This is a genomic window from Mucilaginibacter sp. FW306-07-L (genome assembly GCF_058782065.1).
In genome coordinates, this window is the sequence record NZ_JBYSXI010000001.1 from 1,822,069 (window position 1) to 1,840,719 (window position 18,651).

Here is an 18,651-nt window from a genome sequence, read left to right on the forward strand (position 1 = left end):
TTACAATAAAGCTTTAAAAACGAACAAAGTCCCGGTCAGCCGGGACTTTGTTCGTTTAAGAGAGTCTCTTAATATTATTTATTGGATATGTATTTTGATACAAATTCACTGATGATATCAACAGGCATTACAAGGGTAGAAGTACGGCTGAAACGTGCTATATTAATACCTGCAAAATTGCCCTCAATATCAAAAACCGGGCTGCCGCACTGCTCCGGCAATAACGCTGCATCATGCGTAAATACATTATCAAAACCATCTCTCCGGCTGCTTTTACCGCCTTTAAACATATCAGCCGGGTGTTTAGCCGCGCCGGATTGCTTTTTTCCTAAAACCACGCTTTTGGTGTATTGCGTACCATTGCGGATAATTTTAAACGACAACGTATCGCCCGGCCAGTATTGCTGCATTACCGGGCCAAAATCTTCATTTCTTTTAAGCTCAGTATCGTTGATCTTTATTACCTGATCGTCAACCTGCAGGTCGCTCTTAGCGGCAGGGGAGTTGGGCTGTACGTAAGTAAGTACCGGCGGCTCTCCGCTGTAGCCAATTGCCGCACCCAGGTAACCCAGGCTCCAAAAGCGTGTTAATTTAAAATTTTCGCTGCCTGTTATGCTTACAATGCCTTGCTGGTTTTGTAATGGAGTAATCAATAAGCGACCCATTACAGGGGCATTATTTGCGGTAATGGATAGATTAACGCCTTTTGAAGCGGGTGCTGCTATCTGTAATAAAACAAGATCATTCGGCCTGTCTCTTGCAATAATTTTCGCGGCAACACTTTTATTACCATTAGTAATTAACGTAGGGGTATTGCCCACCATCGAGCTTTTGCTAACGATATAAGTGGCATTGCCGTTAACGTTTAAAAGAGTTCCATATATCTTTGTATTTGGCGTATCAACAGTGCTTACAATTTCTACTAATGTGCCATCAAGTTTCAGTTTTTTAAAAAGGCTAACCGCTGTAACCGGCATATTCGCCAATCCTGGTATGGTTAATATCTCTTTTATATTGTCTGATTTTACAGACTGGCTGTCAGCGGGTAATGCGGTATAAACCTCTTGCTTTTGTAATGCCGGCCAGTATTTTTGGTACAGGTCAACCGGGATTTCAAAATTGCTATCCTCGTCGGTATTTATGGCACTATGTATGCCGATAACCCGGCCCAGATAATCAAACAATGGCCCGCCGGAATCGCCTGGTTCCATTTTACAGGTTGACTGGATAAAGCCACGGTCGTTTTTAACAACCGCTATCCGTCCAAAACGTACGGAAGGCTTAGACTGGTTCAGGGTTTCTGGATAAGCTATGCTAAGGCATGGCTCGTTAACTTTTATGGCAGATGATGTAGCCATAGGCGCGAATGGCCACTTGCCCGGGGTAATTATCTTCATCAATGCCACATCCGGGATGGCACGGTCAGCAGCCATTTCAATTTTACCAAGCGCGGTAGCTATGGCTTCTTTGCCATCAGCAAACATTACCTTGTATGTTTTGCCTGGTATGGTTACGTGCGCGGCTGTTAATATATAACCATCGCCAGTAACTACTACGCCGCTAAACTGCGCGCTCATTCGCTGGCGTGCGGCGGTGTCATAACCCCACATACGTACACTGGGCAGGTATGCGCTGCTGATAGCTTTTTGCAGGGTTGATTCCAGCTTTTTTACATCAACCTTTTGTGCCCATGCTGTTGATGTGAATAATATGATATAACAGGCAATTAATATCTTCTTCATAAGTAAAAAACACCACCCAAATGGTTTAACCATTTAAGGTGGTGCAAGTATAGTGTATTGTAATTGGTGCTTAGTTCATTAACTCGGCCAGCTTTTTATTAAGCGTTTCGCCGCGCAAGGTATTGCCTATCACTTTGCCATCACGGTCAACCAAAAAGCTTTGCGGCACAGCCCTTACACCGTATAAGCGGCCAACAGCATTATTCCAGCCTTTCAGGTCAGATACCTGTGTCCATGGCAATCCGTCTTTTTCAATAGCGGCAAGCCAGGCAGCTTTATTGTTATCTAATGATACTGATAGTATTTCAAACCCTTTACCCTTATACGTTTTATATTGCTCTACCAGGTTAGGGTTTTCCGCACGGCAGGGTACACACCAGCTTGCCCAAAACTCTACCAATACTACCTTGCCTTTATAATCAGCTAATGAAACCGGCTTACCGTTAACATCATTTTGTGTAAAGGCCGGAGCTACTGAACCAATGGAGGTTAAGCCCGCCGCTTCAATGCGTTGCTGCAATTCTTTACCCATATCCAGTTGTTTAAGTTTTGGATCAAGGGAGGCGAATACCGGTTGTATCTTTTTAACGTTTACGCTACTGCCGGCCGATTCTGATAAGCCAACCAGCGCGAAGTAGGATTTAGGATTGCTCTTGGCGAATTGATATTGTTTTTCTGAACGGGCATCAATATTCTTCCGGAAGCTGGCATTAAGCCCTGCCATAAATATACTGTCCTTTTGCTGCTCAGGGGTTGCCTTTGAAAAGGCATTGTTGGCCGCCTTTGTCAGATCCATAATGGTGCCGCCAATTACTTTGTTGTAGGCCTGAAACTCATCATAAACCTTTGAGCCGCTGAACTTGGCATTGCTTAATGAGTCTTTTGAGCTGATAACAATGTTCTCCTTGCCAAAATAAAAATAAATAACATCAGCACCAGGTGCGTATATAGAGTGCGGTTTACCTTCGCCGGTATGATCAAGTGACATACGGGTGTTGCCGATGCCTGTAAGTGTACCTGTAAATTTAAAGTTGCCATCAATCACCGCGGCTGAGTCCTCGTGCCCGGCACCATTGCTATCCATATAGTCAAAGTAAACTTTGGCTGGCTTGTTCAGGTTGCCTATTTTACCGGTAACAGTAAATTTAGCGCTTTGTGCCGATGCCATAACCGGCAATAACGCGGCAATAACTAAGATTTTTTTCATTTTTTTATTTAGTAGTAAATTCTGTTTATCAATAATGGTATTTAACTTCAGGAAAATCCTTTTGTGCTTTTTTAAACTGCTGCTCCCATTCGTCAGGCCAGCCAAAGGCTATGGTTGCCTGCTCTTTCAGATTAACGCCGGCGGCACCGCTCCAAAAATGTACAAATTCGCCCCAGTTAATATCGCGGTTTTGAGTTTCGTATTTAGCCTTTAATGCGAAGTATTTGCTTAACACCTGGCCTTTACCATATTTGTTATAGATAGGGAAAAACCAGTTTTTGAACCACTGGCTGCCCGGCCGCGGAAAATCGTCGGACACGTTTTGCAACTCATAATATACCCTTGATGCTTCATCCTGACGGCCAATGTTCAACAGCACATCATAAACAAATATCTCCGCAAACTTACTGTCGCCCCAAAGATTGCCGTCCTCATGACTGCGCCCGTGCGATGCATTAGCAACAATGTGGCCTATCTCATGGATAGGTAAGCCGATTTGCTCACCGGTAGGGTAAGTCCAACTGCCGAGGCCGTTGTCTATCACGTTACGGTTATCATGCGTACTGTCACGCCATGATGCCGGGTGCCCGCCACCAAGGTTATTAGTGGTATCAACTGTGCGGTGGCATATTACATACAGGCGTTGGTCGGGGCCAAATTCACTATAATTCTTTTTTACGTACGCCCACGAGTCGGACATGGCTTTGTTTAACCAAGTAACCGACGGGTCCATCAGGTTATCATAGTAAACGGCTACATGGTCATCATAATAAACACGGTTAAGCACTTGGTGGTGATACCCCCAGTGCTCCTTCCATGTTTTTGGAGGAGCACCTTCGGGGTCAGGTTTAGGTTCACTATTAACTGTAGACTTTTTACACGATGCCGCGGCAATGGCGATGGTGATGGCTGCTACTGTGGCTATATGTTTAATGAGTTTCATGTTGGTTAAGGTTTAAAGGTTTTTTGAAATAAAATCAACCGGTGCACCAGGTATACCCTCAATAGTTTTTATGTGTTTTCCGTTGCTGCCAACACTTACATCTAAAAATATCAGCGCCCCATCAACACCTGCGGTAAGCACGTTGCCATTTAGCTTCAGCATACTGATTTTTTTGCCTGATAAATTAGCGTCTAATAATCTTAACTCTTCATTGATCGGGTTGTAGCGGTATATTTTATCATTTGAGCTAAAGTAGAAAAGATCGGTACCGGAGCGTTGCCATTTGGTGTCGGCATTGATCATTGAGGCACCTTTAAATACTTTTTTAGCAGATGGTTTGATGATCCGCTTAGTATAATAGTCGTTCATATCAATACCGAATGTTAGCTCATAAACCACACCGGCATCATCCTTAAAAAAAGCGTAAGTGGTGCCCGGCAACGGCTGCATAAACAGCAGATTGCTCATGCCGATGCTTTTGGGGTTAAAAGCATTACCATCTACCTGGTATTCGGTACCCGTATAGCCGCCTGTGTTGCTGAATGATACAAACGCCTTGGTTTTGGTATCAAACCCGAAATAGAAATTATTGGTGTTACCAAAATATGGCGCAAGCGTATAATCACCATCTTGCGGACTGGCAAATTTACCCCAATCCGGCGCGAAAGGAGCGGTGGTGGTAACAGCCAGGTAAAGTTTACCATTAATAACGCCTGTAGCAAAACCTTTTGAAGCCTCGAAACGCTCGGTAACTATATTTGCCGGCGGACTAAAGAACTGCTCCGGAAAAAACCTTTTGCGCAGCATGGTATTACCATCAATTATAACGCTGCTTTTTTCGCCATCCTTGGCTATTACCCAATAGTCTTCAGCAGTGCCGGGCTGGTAGGCGTAGGGTTTGGCAAATAACTGCACCGGGTTATTGGGCAGGTTTTCGTTATGCAGCGAAAAGTACAGGTTGCTTAAAATACTCGTGCTATCCGGTTTTATGAATGATAGTTTAGTAACTCCTGCATCAACGCTTAATACGGTTATTCCCTTAGTGAATTGCGTATTACCCGCGATTTTAAAAGGATAAAAGTATTTCATTTGGTTACGCTTATCGGTAACGGTTAGTTTGGCCGTGCGCGTTTTAGGGCTAAGGTTGTAAACTATTTTAAGCGGATAACCGGTGTATTTATCCGTACGCGCTTCCTCGTCAACAAATATTTCCCAGTCAAATATCAAGTCCTTATAAGGGTCGGCGCTATCCAGTTCAACATAAGGTTGCAGTATCAGTGAATCACCAACCAGTGCATCAAATGTACGATCGGTAAAATTAACCAGTACAGGCTCAGATGGCGGCGAGTAATTATAATTACCCAAATCCTTTTTACAGGAGGCAAACACCGTAAGCGCCAGTATGTATATAATATATTTAAATTTCATGTTATTGATCAGTAAAAGGTGATTACATGGTTATTTCCTTGTTGTTCTCATCAACAAACTTGTATTGATCTACGCTTTTAAAATACTTGAGCAAAAACTTTTTATCAGGCGCGTTAACGCTGTAAAAGTCGTAATCGCCGCTGTTATCATTCCTTTTGGTGAGTACATAGCCGGCATCCGGGTGTTGCCTTACCCAATCAAACGGATACTTTAAAAAGGTACGGGTATTTTCAATGTAGAACAGGCAGCGTGGTATATACAGATAGTATTCAGGTGTAGTAAAGTCAACCAAATCCCGCGTGCCGGAGGTTATCAAAAATAGCTGGTGTTTGCTGCGGCTGTAGGTTTTAAGTTCGCCCTCCCAAAAGTTCCACCATTGCGGCCGTTCCAAACGGTTGGAGAACATGATGGTTTTTTTACGGATGGTATCCGGCAGATTAGTACCAAAATCTTGTCCGCCGGTTACACGCACTGTAAGCGTAACCGATTTGCTTTCCAGTTCTTTATCTGTATTCTTAATAATTACCGGTACACGTACCGTGCCCGAATCAGCCGGCATGGTATAGGTGTCTTTAAGTGGTTCGTAATGTAAAGCCGGTACAGCCGTAGTAGCGGTATCAACCACACTAAGCACAAAACTGCGGTTGTGGTTTACACGATGGCCGGATACAATTACAGGAATCCATACCGTATCGCGGTCAACACCCTGTACATAGGCGAAGGAGTAGGTTATCGTATCCGGATCAGTTGTTTTATAATTCAGGTAGATATTATCAGCCGAGTTGTAGGTGAGTTTTCCATCCTTTTTACAGGCTGCAAACGCAAGGCAGACAAATAATATTAACAGTAAGTTCTTTTTCATCATTGTTAAATTAGTTATTGCGGTAAGCTTCCTCATCAGTTGGTAATGGCAATACGAATATCCTGTCAGAAGGTGGAATGTTTATAGTTGCCGATACTTTAACCGCGCGGTTAAGGCGTTTATACATATAAAATAGTTGGCTTTCCCCATAAAATTCCTTGCGGGCGTCTATTACAAGTTCGCTTAAAAAATCATCCTTGTTTATTTGGGGGCTAATAGCTTCATCAATACCTCTGTTGCGCCGCACGGTGTTAAAGTAGGCTATCGCCTGGGTGGGGTCGCTGTCAAAACTTGCTTCAGCGGCTATGTAGTATATCTCACTCAAACGCAGCGCAGGCATTACCAGCGGGTGCCTGTTTGGCGTTGGGGTGGTATTGGTTACATATTTTTGCAGCAACGATCTTTCCGTATTGCCGCCGGATTCAATCTTAGTACGGAAATACCACTGTTTGTACCTCCAGTCAAGCGCCCCGGCTTGTGCTTTTTGATAGATGTCATCTATCAATTCTGTAGTGGGTGCGTAAGCGGGGTTTTTGTTGGAGAATAAAAAGATCAACCTACTTCTTATGCTATTATTATCACTAACATACCAGGCGCTTAACAGCTCTTTGTAAAAAATGCGGTCGCGCTTAGTAACATCCTGCTCAAAAAAATCACCTTCCGCCGTCCACGGAAAACGGTTGGCATTCATAATGATACGGGTGTTAGCCAAGGTGTTAACCATATCGTTTTTGTACAGATACACGCGGGCTAACTCGCCGCAGGCGGTAAAATAATTCATGCGGTGCCTGCGGTTTTGCATAAACAGGTCGGGTGTGTTAACCTCAGGGTTACCTAAGTCTTCCGGATAGCCAACCTGGTAGCCGGAGACGATCGGGTCGCTATCTTTTAACAATGCCTTCGCCTCGTTAAGGTCGGCTATGATCTTATCAGCCGCCTCGCTAACTGTTGAAAACGGTGTGCTTTGGGTTGATACTTTTATAACGTAAGGGATGCCCTTAGCCGCCGGATTACTTTTGTATGAGGGCGCGAACAGGCGCAACATATCAAAATGCAGGTAAGCACGCAGGATAAGTGCCTCGCCTTTTATCAGTTGGTAATTATTATCCCGAAAAAGCGATTTACGGGCATCAATATCCTGTAATATATAATTGCAATTTGCAATAGCACGGTAAGCGCTGGCCCATACCGTATTACGGAAATTAACCATATCCTGATATTGGTAATCAAAGTTGGCTATACGGCGCAGCCCCAGATCAGTAAATTCATAGTTTTGGGCCATGATATCCAGGTTTCCGTAGGTAAGGTTTTCGCCGTATAAAGATTGCGACGCGCATAAAGTATATACACCGTTAAGTGCTTCTTTATAGCCTTCTTCGGTGGTGAAAAGCTCCTCCCTGTCTATTTGCGATTCGGGCTTTACATCCAGAAATTTGTTGCAAGATGTTAGCGCGAGCAGGGTTAATATATAGATCAATTTTTTCATTTACTCATCATTAAAATGTGGCTAATAATGCAAAGGTGATATTACGCGCGAAGGGATAACTGATACCGCGTTCTATCTCGATAGACGATGCCCTGAAAATATCATTCATAGTGATTGACGGGCGCAGGCTTTGCAACCCGATCTTACGGGCAACTTCCTTCTTCATATCATAAGACAGATATACCGATTGCAGCTCAATGCGATTTTCCTTTTGTATAAAGCGGGATGATGCCTGCGTTACGCTGTAGTCGGCAATGTTTTTGTAAAAGGTAACATCGCCCGGTTTAACCCAGCGTTGTTCAAGCGCGCGGCGGTCAACATTAAAGCGCGGGTCGGCATTTTCTACACGGTCAACCAGTGTTTGGTTGTAGATCTGTCCGCCAAGCGTATAATACAGGCTAAAGCTTAGTTGAAATTGCTTATAGGTTACATTACCACCAAAATTGCCGGATACGGTAGGAGTAGCATCCGCTACAGGCTGGGTATCCTTAACATCGTAGATATAGGTAAGCGAGCCATCTTTTTTTACATAGATCTCTTTACCGTTCTCCGGATCGATCCCTAATGATTTTACGGCGTAAATGGTATTGAGCGATTGCCCCTCGTTGTAGCGCAGCAATGGCGTGCCCTGCAGTTTGTTATCCGGGTTTTGCTGAAAATCATCGATGGACTGGTTATAGGCTTTTAGCGAGTTGGCTATTTTTACAATCTTGTTGGTATTGTGGGCCAGGTTACCAACCACGTTAACATTCCAGTCTTTAGCTTTATAGGCGTTCATGGTCAGATAAACCTCGTAACCTTCATTGGCCATGTTACCCAGGTTTTCCTTATAGGTACTAAAACCGGTTGATGGTGCCAGGTTAATATCAGTAAGCAAGCCTTTGGTTAGCTTGTAATAATATATAGGTGTAACAACCAGTTTATCATTGAACAAGCCCAGTTCAAGGCGTGCCTGGTACTCGTTGGTACGTTGCCACTCCAGGCCCTCATTGCCATAACCGTTTACAACGGCACCTATACCTGTTGAATACCAGTTTGAACTTTGGTAGCTATAGATAGATTTTGCAAGGTACGGCGGAAACTCAACCGAACCTGTTAAACCGGCGGTACCCGTTATTTTTAGCCTTGATATAACACTGCCTTCTAAAAAGCTTTCGCGGTGAATATTCCAGCCCAAACCGGCGCTCCAGAAAGGGGCGAAGCGACGTTCGCTGCCAAAGGCGGATGAACCATCTAAACGGTAACTGGCATCAAGCAAATACTTGTTTTTGTACGAGTAATTTAATGAGGCGAATGAGCCGATCAGCCTACTGGTTGATATGCTGCCGAACGGTGCCGCGTTCGGTGTGTAAGTTCTTGCGAAACCGATGTTAGTAAACCGGTCATTTGTAAAACCGCGGGCTTCAAAACTCTTGTTATCATAATCGTCAGACGTTACGTTGATACCCAGGTTAAAGTTAATGGCATGGTCGCCGATCAGTTTGTTATATAATAACCTTACGTTACCATCAATACCCAGCAAATCATTACTTGAATAATTGTAGCGTCCGCGGTCTTTAATTTCGCTGATCGGTCCCTGATAAAATTCGTTATTAAGCGGAGAGGCGAATTTATCGGCCGTGCTTTTTGTCTTATTTAAACTAACAAGGCCTTTTAACCGTAAAGATTTATTAATAAACCAGTCAACAGACATCGCATCCACAATTTCCAGGTAAGACGATTTATCAAAGTTGCCCAAAGTAGATTCGTATAACGGGTTAAAAACCGGCCTGTTTTTATACTGATCTTCACCCTTTCCACCGGTATTTACGTTCCAGTTAGCCAGTTCACGGATTATTTGCCCGTTATCGCCATAAATAGGGTAGTAAGGGTTCATGTACACATAGGTAGAAAAATCGCCGTATTTTGAATTTTGAGCGCTAACCTGTGTTATGGTCAAATCATTACGAAAGATCAGTTTTTTAGATGGATTGTAGGTAAAGCTCATGCCGCCGCTATAGCGGTCGCGGTTTGATCCTTTCATTACCCCCGGATTGGTTTGGTAACGCAAGTCGACACCATACCTGAAGGTTGAATCGCCGCCTTGCGCGTAAACACCATGCTTTTGGCCATAAGTATTGCGTAGTGGCTGCGATAGCCAGTAAGTGTCAACACCGCTTACCACATTTTTAAGGCGGTTGTAATATTGATTTGTCAGTTCATCCTGCGATCCGCCTGATATACCACCGCTAATGTATAAGCCCGAGAGTTCCTCGTAACGCAGCTTATCCGCGGCGTTAAGTACATGGTAGCCGCTCAGGTCAGGGGCGGTAGCGTTCAGCTCGTAGTTGTAAGTTAGTTGTAGTCTGCCCGGTACCGGTGCCTTGGTAGTAATTACCATAACGCCGTTGGCGGCGCGTGAACCATATATGGCTGTGGCAGCGGCATCCTTTAACAGGGTTACACTTTCAATACGGTTGATATCCAGGTCGGTTACCTTTTGCAGCGAAACTTCAAAACCATCCAGAATAAAGGTTGGCAGGTTATACGTGCTCGACAGGTTATTCCGGTCTATCTGATCGGTTATTGATGGCAGGGCCGTAGCGCCCCGAATATTAATTCTTGGCAGGTTATTCGGATTTGAGCCGGCAAGATTGTTATCTAAAATCCGGAATGAAGGATCAGACGCGGCCACGCCTTTAAGTAAATTCTGTGAGTTAAATTTACGCAGATCCTCGCCGGTGATAGTGATGGCATTACCGGTATAGGTATCCTTTTTTAAAGTTTGATAACCGGTTACAACTACATCGCTTACCGTATTTACCTGTGTTTCGAGCGACACGGTGACCGGTTTGCCGTCGGTAACTGTAACTTCTTTAGTTTTAAAGCCTATAAAGCTAAAAACTAAAATATCACCGGCATCGGCCATTATTTTAAATTCGCCTTTGTTGTTGGTTTGTGCCCAGACGGCGTTGTTGCCTTTTACAACAATGTTTACACCCGGTAAGCCTTCCTTATTGTCCGCGGCAATTACCCGGCCTGATAACTGAAATTTTGCTTTAACCGCTATGGTTGTCTGTTCAGCAGCTTCGGGTGTTTTATTACGTACTACTATAGTTTTATCAACTATGGTGTAGGTAAGGTTGTAGCGCGAAAGGCAGAAGCTAAGTGCCTCGTCAAGTGTTACGTTCTTAAGATCGACATCAAGGCGGGGGCTTTTGGTATTTATTTTTCCGTTATAGAAAAACAAATAGCCCGTTTGTTTCTTTATGTCCTTAAAAATTGTTTCAAGCGTGGTGTTTTGCCTCGATAGGTTAACCGTTTGCGAATACGATGCCGCCGAGAGGTGTAATGTTCCGATAAGTAGCAATATAGTAGTGAGTTTCATCACCAATAATAGTTTGTACTTTACCCACCGTATGGGCAATACGGAGCCGTAAAGAAATTTTAATTTCATACTTTTGAATAGAATAGGGTTAATAAAAGCAGCATGGCGTAAACTATAGCTGCTGACCTTTTTATAGCCGGGAGCGGTGAGAGGCTTCCGGCTTTTTTATGTCATATCGGGTTTAACATCGCTTATGTAGCCGTATTTTCATTCAGATTAGTTTGGGGTTAAAAAATCAGTTAATTAAATTAATGTAGGGTTTAGTTTACAGTGCTTTTACCGGCATATGATACGGTTACCGTTTTGCCGTTTATGCTGAATTTAAAGTTATTAAGTTCCAGTATTTTAAATACTTCTGATAGTTTGCTTTGCCGGGATATTTCACCGTAAAACTTATCGTCAGGTAAATTATCGTTATATACAACATCCACATCATACCACCGCGATATTTGCCGCATTACTGATTTCAGGTCGGCGTTTTCAAATTCAAATACGCCGTCTTTCCAGGCGGTTTCACCGGATGTATTTACGTTTTGCCTGGTTATGCTTTCACCCGTTACCACAGCCTGCTGGCCCGGTGCAATAACTATTGATGACTTGCTGTTCAACACTTTTACCGAACCTTCAAGCAAGGTGGTTTTTATAGTGTTTTCATCGTTATAGGCATTCACATTAAAATGAGTTCCCAATACTTCAACAGTTTGATTGTTTGAACGTACCCTGAAAGGCATAGCTTTATTTTTAGCCACTTCAAAATAAGCTTCGCCAGTTAAATTGACCAAACGCTCATTACCCGAAAAGTACGAAGGATAGGTTAGGGTAGAAGCCGCGTTTAAAAATACCTTTGTACCATCAGGCAGCACAACATTGTATTGGCCGCCGTTAGGCGTACTGAAGGTATTTTGCACAGCCCGATCACCTGGTTTAGCGGATATTTGATAAACAATTTGCCCATCGGCGGTTTTGGTTATGCTGATGCCGGGCTGTTTGGCAATTTCGCCTTTGCGGCTATCATCAAGCACAATGCGCTGGCCGTTAGCCAGGGTAAGTACAGCTTTATTACTGCCGGGTGCTACATCATGCACAACACCGGCTGTTTGCGTGTTTGGTTTGTTTAGCAGCAAGGCATAGCCGCCGGCCATTATACCGATTAAAATAACGGCCGCGGCGGCATACCTCAACCATACCGATTTTAAATGGTTTTTATCTTTAAATCCTATCCGTTTATCAATATTGCTTTTAATAGTTGCTTTTACAGACAGGTAATCCTTTTCGTTGCTTTCATCAACAATATCTTCATTAATCTCAAATACATTGTAGTAGGCAATTAAAAAGTTTACTTCCTCATCAGTTGCCTGCCCGGTACGGTATTTTTTTAACAGATCGGTGAAATACCGTTTCTCTAAATCGTTCATTAAATAAATCTATATTGATATGAGTCCCGAAAATTGAAATAGCCCATCTCTATTTAAATTTTTTATACAAAAAATTTAAATTAGTGTAATATTACTTGTTTTAATAGTAATTTATTGGTAATATTTTAACGCTGTTGGTAAAATAATACTACAATCTGCAATATTAACAGCGACGATTTTATAGTTATAAGCGCTTTGCCTATTTGATTGCGTACGGTTTTTGGTGAAATGTTAAGTATCTGCGCAATTTCGGTGCTGGAAAGGTCTTCCTCAAAGCGCATTTTAAAAATTATTTGTTGCTGAGAGGGCAGGGATTCGATCAATTGACGAAAAGCTGTGTTAAATTCACTAAATAGAATCCTCTCATCAGCTTTATCAATACCTTGAATATGCACCGGCGCTTCTGGCAGATCAGCAAAGCGGCTTTGTTTCTCCATGTGCTTAAAAACCCCGTTACGTGCAGATACGGCCAAATATGCTGGTAAGTTATCAATCGGGGCTTTGCTGGCGCGAGTCCATAACTGAACGAAAACATCCTGTGCTATATCCTGTGCATAAACGGTATCATTAAGGCGTTTATAAGCGGCGTTGTATACCTTTTTCCAGTATTTATCGTACAAAATATCAAAAGCATGCTTGCTGCCCTGGCCAAGCAGTTCAAGCAGCTCCTTATCATCGGCACTATATAAGCTTTTGGTATGCATATTCAACTTACCAATATAAGCTATTAATATGTTGTTTTAAAACATTAGGCGTGTTTACATACTATTTTTTAAAATGGTATATAACCTATAGTGTATATAGTGATGTGAAATTTTATCTCGCTAAATAATTGTTGTAATTTTTTCCTGTTGTGATTAGTCGTTTAGCGTAGCTGGTGTGTCTATATATAAAGCAATTTTAGTTTTGCTATTTCTACAATAAACCATTTACTAACCACCGCTAATATATAATGAAGCTTTTAAAACCAGGTTTGGGAGTGCAGGGTAATTTTAAGTTTTTAAACCGCAATTTATTGAAGGTAATAGGTACGGGTTGCCTGCTTATATTTACGGCGTTTACATGGTATCAAGATCATGATAAAACACCACAGCCTGATGCTGATAACGGCGGCCTTTTTTTACCCGATGGCTTCAGGGCTTTAGTGGTGGTGGATAGCTTAAAGGCAAAGGCCAGGCATATCGCGGTAAATACTAATGGTGATGTTTACGTAAAAGCCCGCTTTCATAATCTAAATGATGGTTATGGCAATATAGCGCTGCGCGATACGAACGGCGATGGCCGGATGGATGTGGTGAAACCTTTTGGTAAATACGACGGGCGTTCGTACGGTACAGCTATGCGTGTACATAAAGGCTACCTGTATTTTAGTTCGGAACTGGTAGTGTACCGTATGAAACTCGATCCTAAAACTTTGGTTCCGGAAGAGAAGATAGACACCATAATTGCCGATGTACCGCCTTACCACGAGCATCAAACCAAACCCATAGCTTTTGATAACGATGGTCATATTTATGTAGGATGGGGAGCAGGGTCAAACGCGGGGCAAGAAAAAAATCGTGTGCCCGGCTCAAAGGGTGTGGGTGATCCATATTCGCCGGATAACGGCAATCCGTTATTAAAAGATCACGGCGGCATCTGGCGGTTTGACGCCAATAAGCTGAACCAAACACAGTTGGATGGTACACGATATGCAACCGGCCTGCGCAGTATTGTCGCGCTGGATTGGGATCCGAAAAGCAAGTCGCTTTACACCGTAAACCATGGCCGCGACGATTTTCGGTTGTTATGGCCGGATATCTATTCGCCTTGGGAGAGTGCTATGCTACCGGCTGAAGAGTTTTTTAAAGTGAATAAAGGGCTTGATGGTGGCTGGCCATATTATTATTACGACCAGATGAAAGGTAAAAAGCTGCTGAACCCTGAATTTGGCGGTGATAAAATTAAAGAGGGTAATGGTGCTAAACTGCAAAAGCCTTTAGTTGGTTTCCCGGGGCATTTCGCGCCTAATGACCTGCTTTTTTATAAAGGCAAGCAATTTCCGGAACGGTATAAAAATGGGGCTTTTATCGCTTTTCATGGTGCAACCAACCGTTCACCATATCCGCAGGCAGGTTATATAATAGCCTTTGTGCCGTTTAAAAATGGTAAACCATCCGGCGAGTGGGAGGTTTTTGCGGATGGATTTGCTAAAACCGAACCGATAGTAAGTGTACGTGACGCGGTTTACCGGCCAATGGGGCTTGCCGAAGGCCCGGATGGTTCGCTGTATATTGGCGATACCGAAAAAGGCAGGATCTGGCGCGTGATCTATACCGGTGACAAAAAAGCATTCGGCGCGGCGCAGTTAGCGGGTATGCAAAAGCGTAAGCAAACCGCGGCAAACATAAAAACGCCTGATGAGGTGAAGGATAATCTGTTTAAGGATCTCCCTAAAACTTCGCCGGTTTATGCAACTTATTGTGTGGGATGCCATCAACGCGATGGTAAAGGAGACGGCAACCGTTTTCCGCCGCTTGAGCAATCGGAATGGGTAAATTGGGATAAGTTCAGGCTGATTAATATTGTTTTAAATGGCTTGCAAGGGCCAATTGTCGTAAAAGGCTTACCTTACAACGAGGTAATGCCTGCGCATGGCAGCTTTTTAACCGATGCGCAGATAGCAGAGGTACTTACCTATATCAAATCAAACTTTAATAATACACCCGAAATTGTAACTCCGGCAGAAGTTGCCATGGTACGTAAAATGGGCCCTAACAAGAAATAACATGCTCTCAAAACATAATTACTTACTAAAAACATTATTTACCCCGGTACTTATAGCTACAGTTTTTACCGTAAACGCGCAGAACAAGGATTCGCTTTTCACTTCTTCAGTTTTTACACCACCTAATAGTTTTACTACCGGGGTAGAAGGGCCGGCTGTTGATAAGGATGGTAGCCTTTATGCTGTCAACTTTGATCACAACGGTACCATAGGTAAAGTTATCCCCGATGGTAAAACAAGTGTATTTATTGAATTGCCTGCCGGAAGTATAGGTAATGGTATCCGCTTTAACAGCCATGGCCATATGCTGATAGCCGATTATACGCACCATAATATTATTAAGGTAGATATGGCTACCAAAAAGCAGCAGATATTCGCTCATGAAGATAATATGACTCAACCCAATGATATCGCCATTGATAAATACGACAGGCTATATGCCAGCGACCCGAACTGGAAAGCCGGTACCGGCAGGGTATGGCGTATTGATACTGACGGTAAAGTAACGTTGCTGTTGGATAGCATGGCAACCGTTAACGGTATTGATGTTAGCCCGGATAATAAAACATTGTATGTTAATGAACTCAGAAAAATATGGGCTTACGATCTATCAAAAAAAGGAGAGTTAAGCCATAAACGATTGCTGATTGAGTTTACTGATTTTGGTATGGATGGAATGCGCTGCGACGTAAAAGGGAATATTTATCAGGCTCGTTACGGAAAAGGTACCGTCGCTAAAGTTTCGCCAAAGGGTAAGCTATTGCAGGAAATTAAACTCATCGGGCAAAAACCAACCAATGTTGCCTTTGGCGGGCCGGATGGTAAAACCATGTATGTAACCTTGCAGGATCAGGGTAATATAGAAACCTTTAGGGTTGATGAAGCAGGCCGTGAGTGGCAAATGGCTCAGGCGCGAAAACAGTAAGTATATATTGATCTGACTCAATTTCAATTACCTCGCAAAATAGCGGTCGCTTTATTATATTTTTGATGACGAATAGATCATGAATATTTCACTGTCAACTTTTTCGCAAATTGTAGAGATATTGGGTACCATGGCTTTTGCCATATCCGGGGTATTCGCTTCAATGGAAAGAAAGTTGGATGTTTTTGGCATTACCATTGTCGCTTTTGTTACGGCTATTGGTGGCGGTACGGTTAGGGATCTATTAATTGGCGCAACACCTGTTGCCTGGATAAAGGATATCAATACCCTGTTAATTATATTAGGCACCGTTGTTATCGCTATGCTTTTTCGCAACCGTATTGGTAACTGGCAAAATACATTGTTACTATTTGATGGCCTTGGCTTGGGGCTTTTTACCATTATAGGTATAAAAAAAGGTTTAGCGATTGATCTGTCGCCTGGTATTTGTATTACATTGGGTACTATTACCGGTTGTTTTGGCGGCGTTATCAGAGATATTTTACTAAACCGCATACCCGCGCTTTTTCACAAAGAGTTATACGCTACACCTTGCATAATTGGCGGAATAACATATATAGCTCTACTTAACCAAATAAGTGAAGAGGTAGCGCAGGTTATAGCTATCATCATTATTTCTACCTTACGGATAATAGCATACAGAAAGCGGTGGAGATTGCCTTCATTGTAGTATCTTGAACGCCAATAAAAGTATTTAACGCATCTCAATGCGCCAGGTGGTAGATGCTGTGAATCTTAATCCGTCAGTAAAAAACAATCTAAAATATTTTCAGTTTTTTGAAACATAGCTCAGGGTGTTCCCGTATAAGCTAAATATTAGGTTGTATAGAAATGCTAAATGGGGGCTAATTCTATATTATTTTTAATATTTTATGATATTTAGCTTTTGCTTAGCCCGTTGAAGCTAAATTACTGTTAGGTAATTTTCCTGTTGCAATCCTTTAAAAGCAGTTAAATTAACCTATACGAATTATTGTGGAATCATGTTCTCTTTATGGGGATTTAATTCGCCATTTCGGGGTGTATATTGCCCATATTTTTCGATCTCATTAATCAATACTATATTTATTTACAATTAGTAGTTGTATCGCCATTTAGAAATTCATTAAAGGGGTTCAAAGAGTCCAAAGAAATTTACCCTATGATGAATTGGGAGTCTTTTATATACAAGGCATTTTATCGAAAGGACAGAAGTATTGATAACCAATAAATAAATTATTGGTTAAGAGTGCCCTCAACAGATATTTTAACTGAGTTTCGCTCAACATTTCTTATTAATACATCATTATACTTTTCTAAAAGCGCTATGTATTTGTCTTTCCAGTACGATTCGGCGTTCTGTGGATTGTTGTTTTGTTCAGTATTTTGTGGTGTATACTGTGCGTTATTATTTGATTGTGTATTCCGCTTAAAATCGTCGCTTTTAAATAAGTGCGGAAACTCAACTGAAAAGTCGTGGTTAATGCAGACACCAATTTTGTATATAATCTCTGATTTTAAAAACTGCTGGTTGAACCAATTATAAACAGAACGCCTGTTTACATTAGTCAGCCTGGCAATTTCGCTGATGCTATATCCTTCCCGCCTTATTACCCTCTCAATTATCTGACCGTGGTGTACCTCCATAATTATGCAATTACATAAAATGCCAAAGATTTACAGTTTGTTAATTTATTAGATTAATTGCGCTGTTAATGAGGCTATTATGAAGATATGTAACAATGTAAACGCTAATAAAAGAGTATTTACTATACTTGATACCGGCACTACGTGCTCTGATTTAACTTTTACCATAAGTACACAGTTAAGCTGATCAATTGCCATAACTACTGATTTACCGGAGATGGTATGTACTATCCCATGGGTATCATATAACAGGCCGTTGGTAATGCGCACTTTGTCGCCAATATTAAGCCTGTTAACATTTACAATCTCTATATTTTGATAGCTCTTAACAATTTCCTCGATACGCGAAATTTCGTGATCATGCAGTGTTACGGGTTTGTTATTGTTAACTACAAAACTGATTACACCCGATGTTTGCTTGACACGTTCAATTTCGGATAATGAGATATTAACAAATATGTAAGAGGAAAAAAGAGGGGTATCTACTGTTTTAACACGGTCTGCCCATTGATGTTGTGATTTAACTATTGGGCAAAATGAATATATGCCCTGCTGATTAAGGTTTTTATCAACTTTCTTCTCAAATCTGGATCGTGTGTATACCACCATCCATCGCTTAGAAGTGTTAGTAGGTTTGATTAAAGTATTTTTCATGGGACTATATATAATATAATTATCATACCACATTTTAGTGCCTTTATATATCATCACATATCTTTAATGATATAACTACACTAAATAATAACTACTTACAACTTTATGGAATATATATAAAATATATTATATAAAATTTAAATATTGAGTTATTGTGCTGCGACATTGATAATAATTACTTCTTTTAAAAATAAAAATTGAAAACTAC

At 41.9% G+C, this 18,651-nt stretch carries 14 protein-coding genes; 3 read left to right on the top strand and 11 right to left on the bottom strand.

The genetic code is table 11. The annotated features are described in order from the left end of the window. Positions 1-74: 74 nt before the first annotated feature. The 9 genes from AC3WJC_RS08020 to AC3WJC_RS08060 form a co-directional block, all read right to left on the bottom strand. On the bottom strand, positions 75-1,742 hold the full coding sequence (locus tag AC3WJC_RS08020) for a S1C family serine protease (protein ID WP_492398556.1): 1,668 nt from the start codon (positions 1,740-1,742) through the stop codon (positions 75-77). A gap of 70 nt (positions 1,743-1,812) precedes the next feature. Further along, entirely contained in the window at positions 1,813-2,949 is a 1,137-nt protein-coding gene (locus AC3WJC_RS08025) for a redoxin domain-containing protein (RefSeq protein ID WP_492398557.1), read from the bottom strand. Between the two features lie 28 nt (positions 2,950-2,977). Continuing rightward, positions 2,978-3,892, bottom strand: coding sequence for a hypothetical protein (locus AC3WJC_RS08030; RefSeq protein WP_492398558.1), 915 nt, complete (start codon positions 3,890-3,892; stop codon positions 2,978-2,980). A gap of 12 nt (positions 3,893-3,904) precedes the next feature. Next, on the bottom strand, positions 3,905-5,320 hold the full coding sequence (locus AC3WJC_RS08035) for a PKD-like family lipoprotein (protein WP_492398559.1): 1,416 nt from the start codon (positions 5,318-5,320) through the stop codon (positions 3,905-3,907). Positions 5,321-5,342: 22 nt separating this feature from the next. Then, entirely contained in the window at positions 5,343-6,185 is an 843-nt protein-coding gene (locus tag AC3WJC_RS08040) for a DUF4843 domain-containing protein (protein WP_492398560.1), read from the bottom strand. Positions 6,186-6,192: 7 nt separating this feature from the next. Further along, the gene (locus AC3WJC_RS08045; RefSeq protein ID WP_492398561.1) at positions 6,193-7,668 is read right to left on the bottom strand and encodes a RagB/SusD family nutrient uptake outer membrane protein; all 1,476 of its coding nucleotides are present in this window, start codon (positions 7,666-7,668) and stop codon (positions 6,193-6,195) included. A 10-nt stretch (positions 7,669-7,678) separates the two neighbouring features. Then, complete coding sequence (locus AC3WJC_RS08050; RefSeq protein ID WP_492398562.1) at positions 7,679-11,104, bottom strand: SusC/RagA family TonB-linked outer membrane protein; 3,426 nt, start codon at positions 11,102-11,104, stop codon at positions 7,679-7,681. Positions 11,105-11,295: 191 nt separating this feature from the next. Next, positions 11,296-12,450 carry a FecR family protein gene (locus AC3WJC_RS08055; protein ID WP_492398563.1) on the bottom strand — a complete coding sequence of 385 codons (1,155 nt, stop codon included), beginning with the start codon at positions 12,448-12,450 and terminating at the stop codon, positions 11,296-11,298. A gap of 125 nt (positions 12,451-12,575) precedes the next feature. Beyond that, positions 12,576-13,154 carry an RNA polymerase sigma factor gene (locus tag AC3WJC_RS08060; protein ID WP_492398564.1) on the bottom strand — a complete coding sequence of 193 codons (579 nt, stop codon included), beginning with the start codon at positions 13,152-13,154 and terminating at the stop codon, positions 12,576-12,578. Between the two features lie 248 nt (positions 13,155-13,402). Between AC3WJC_RS08060 and AC3WJC_RS08065 the strand changes: the two genes are divergently transcribed. From AC3WJC_RS08065 to AC3WJC_RS08075, 3 genes are all read left to right on the top strand, one after another. After that, positions 13,403-15,217 carry a PQQ-dependent sugar dehydrogenase gene (locus AC3WJC_RS08065; RefSeq protein ID WP_492398565.1) on the top strand — a complete coding sequence of 605 codons (1,815 nt, stop codon included), beginning with the start codon at positions 13,403-13,405 and terminating at the stop codon, positions 15,215-15,217. Between the two features lies 1 nt (position 15,218). Next, positions 15,219-16,142, top strand: a complete 924-nt coding sequence (locus AC3WJC_RS08070; protein WP_492398566.1) for an SMP-30/gluconolactonase/LRE family protein — start codon at positions 15,219-15,221, stop codon at positions 16,140-16,142. A gap of 79 nt (positions 16,143-16,221) precedes the next feature. Beyond that, positions 16,222-16,833 carry a trimeric intracellular cation channel family protein gene (locus AC3WJC_RS08075; RefSeq protein ID WP_492398567.1) on the top strand — a complete coding sequence of 204 codons (612 nt, stop codon included), beginning with the start codon at positions 16,222-16,224 and terminating at the stop codon, positions 16,831-16,833. Positions 16,834-17,378: 545 nt separating this feature from the next. Here the strand turns inward: AC3WJC_RS08075 and AC3WJC_RS08080 are convergent. Further along, the gene (locus tag AC3WJC_RS08080) at positions 17,379-17,789 is read right to left on the bottom strand and encodes a helix-turn-helix domain-containing protein (RefSeq protein ID WP_492398568.1); all 411 of its coding nucleotides are present in this window, start codon (positions 17,787-17,789) and stop codon (positions 17,379-17,381) included. A 48-nt stretch (positions 17,790-17,837) separates the two neighbouring features. Next, positions 17,838-18,443, bottom strand: a complete 606-nt coding sequence (locus AC3WJC_RS08085) for a UpxY family transcription antiterminator (RefSeq protein ID WP_492398569.1) — start codon at positions 18,441-18,443, stop codon at positions 17,838-17,840. Positions 18,444-18,651: the final 208 nt, after the last annotated feature.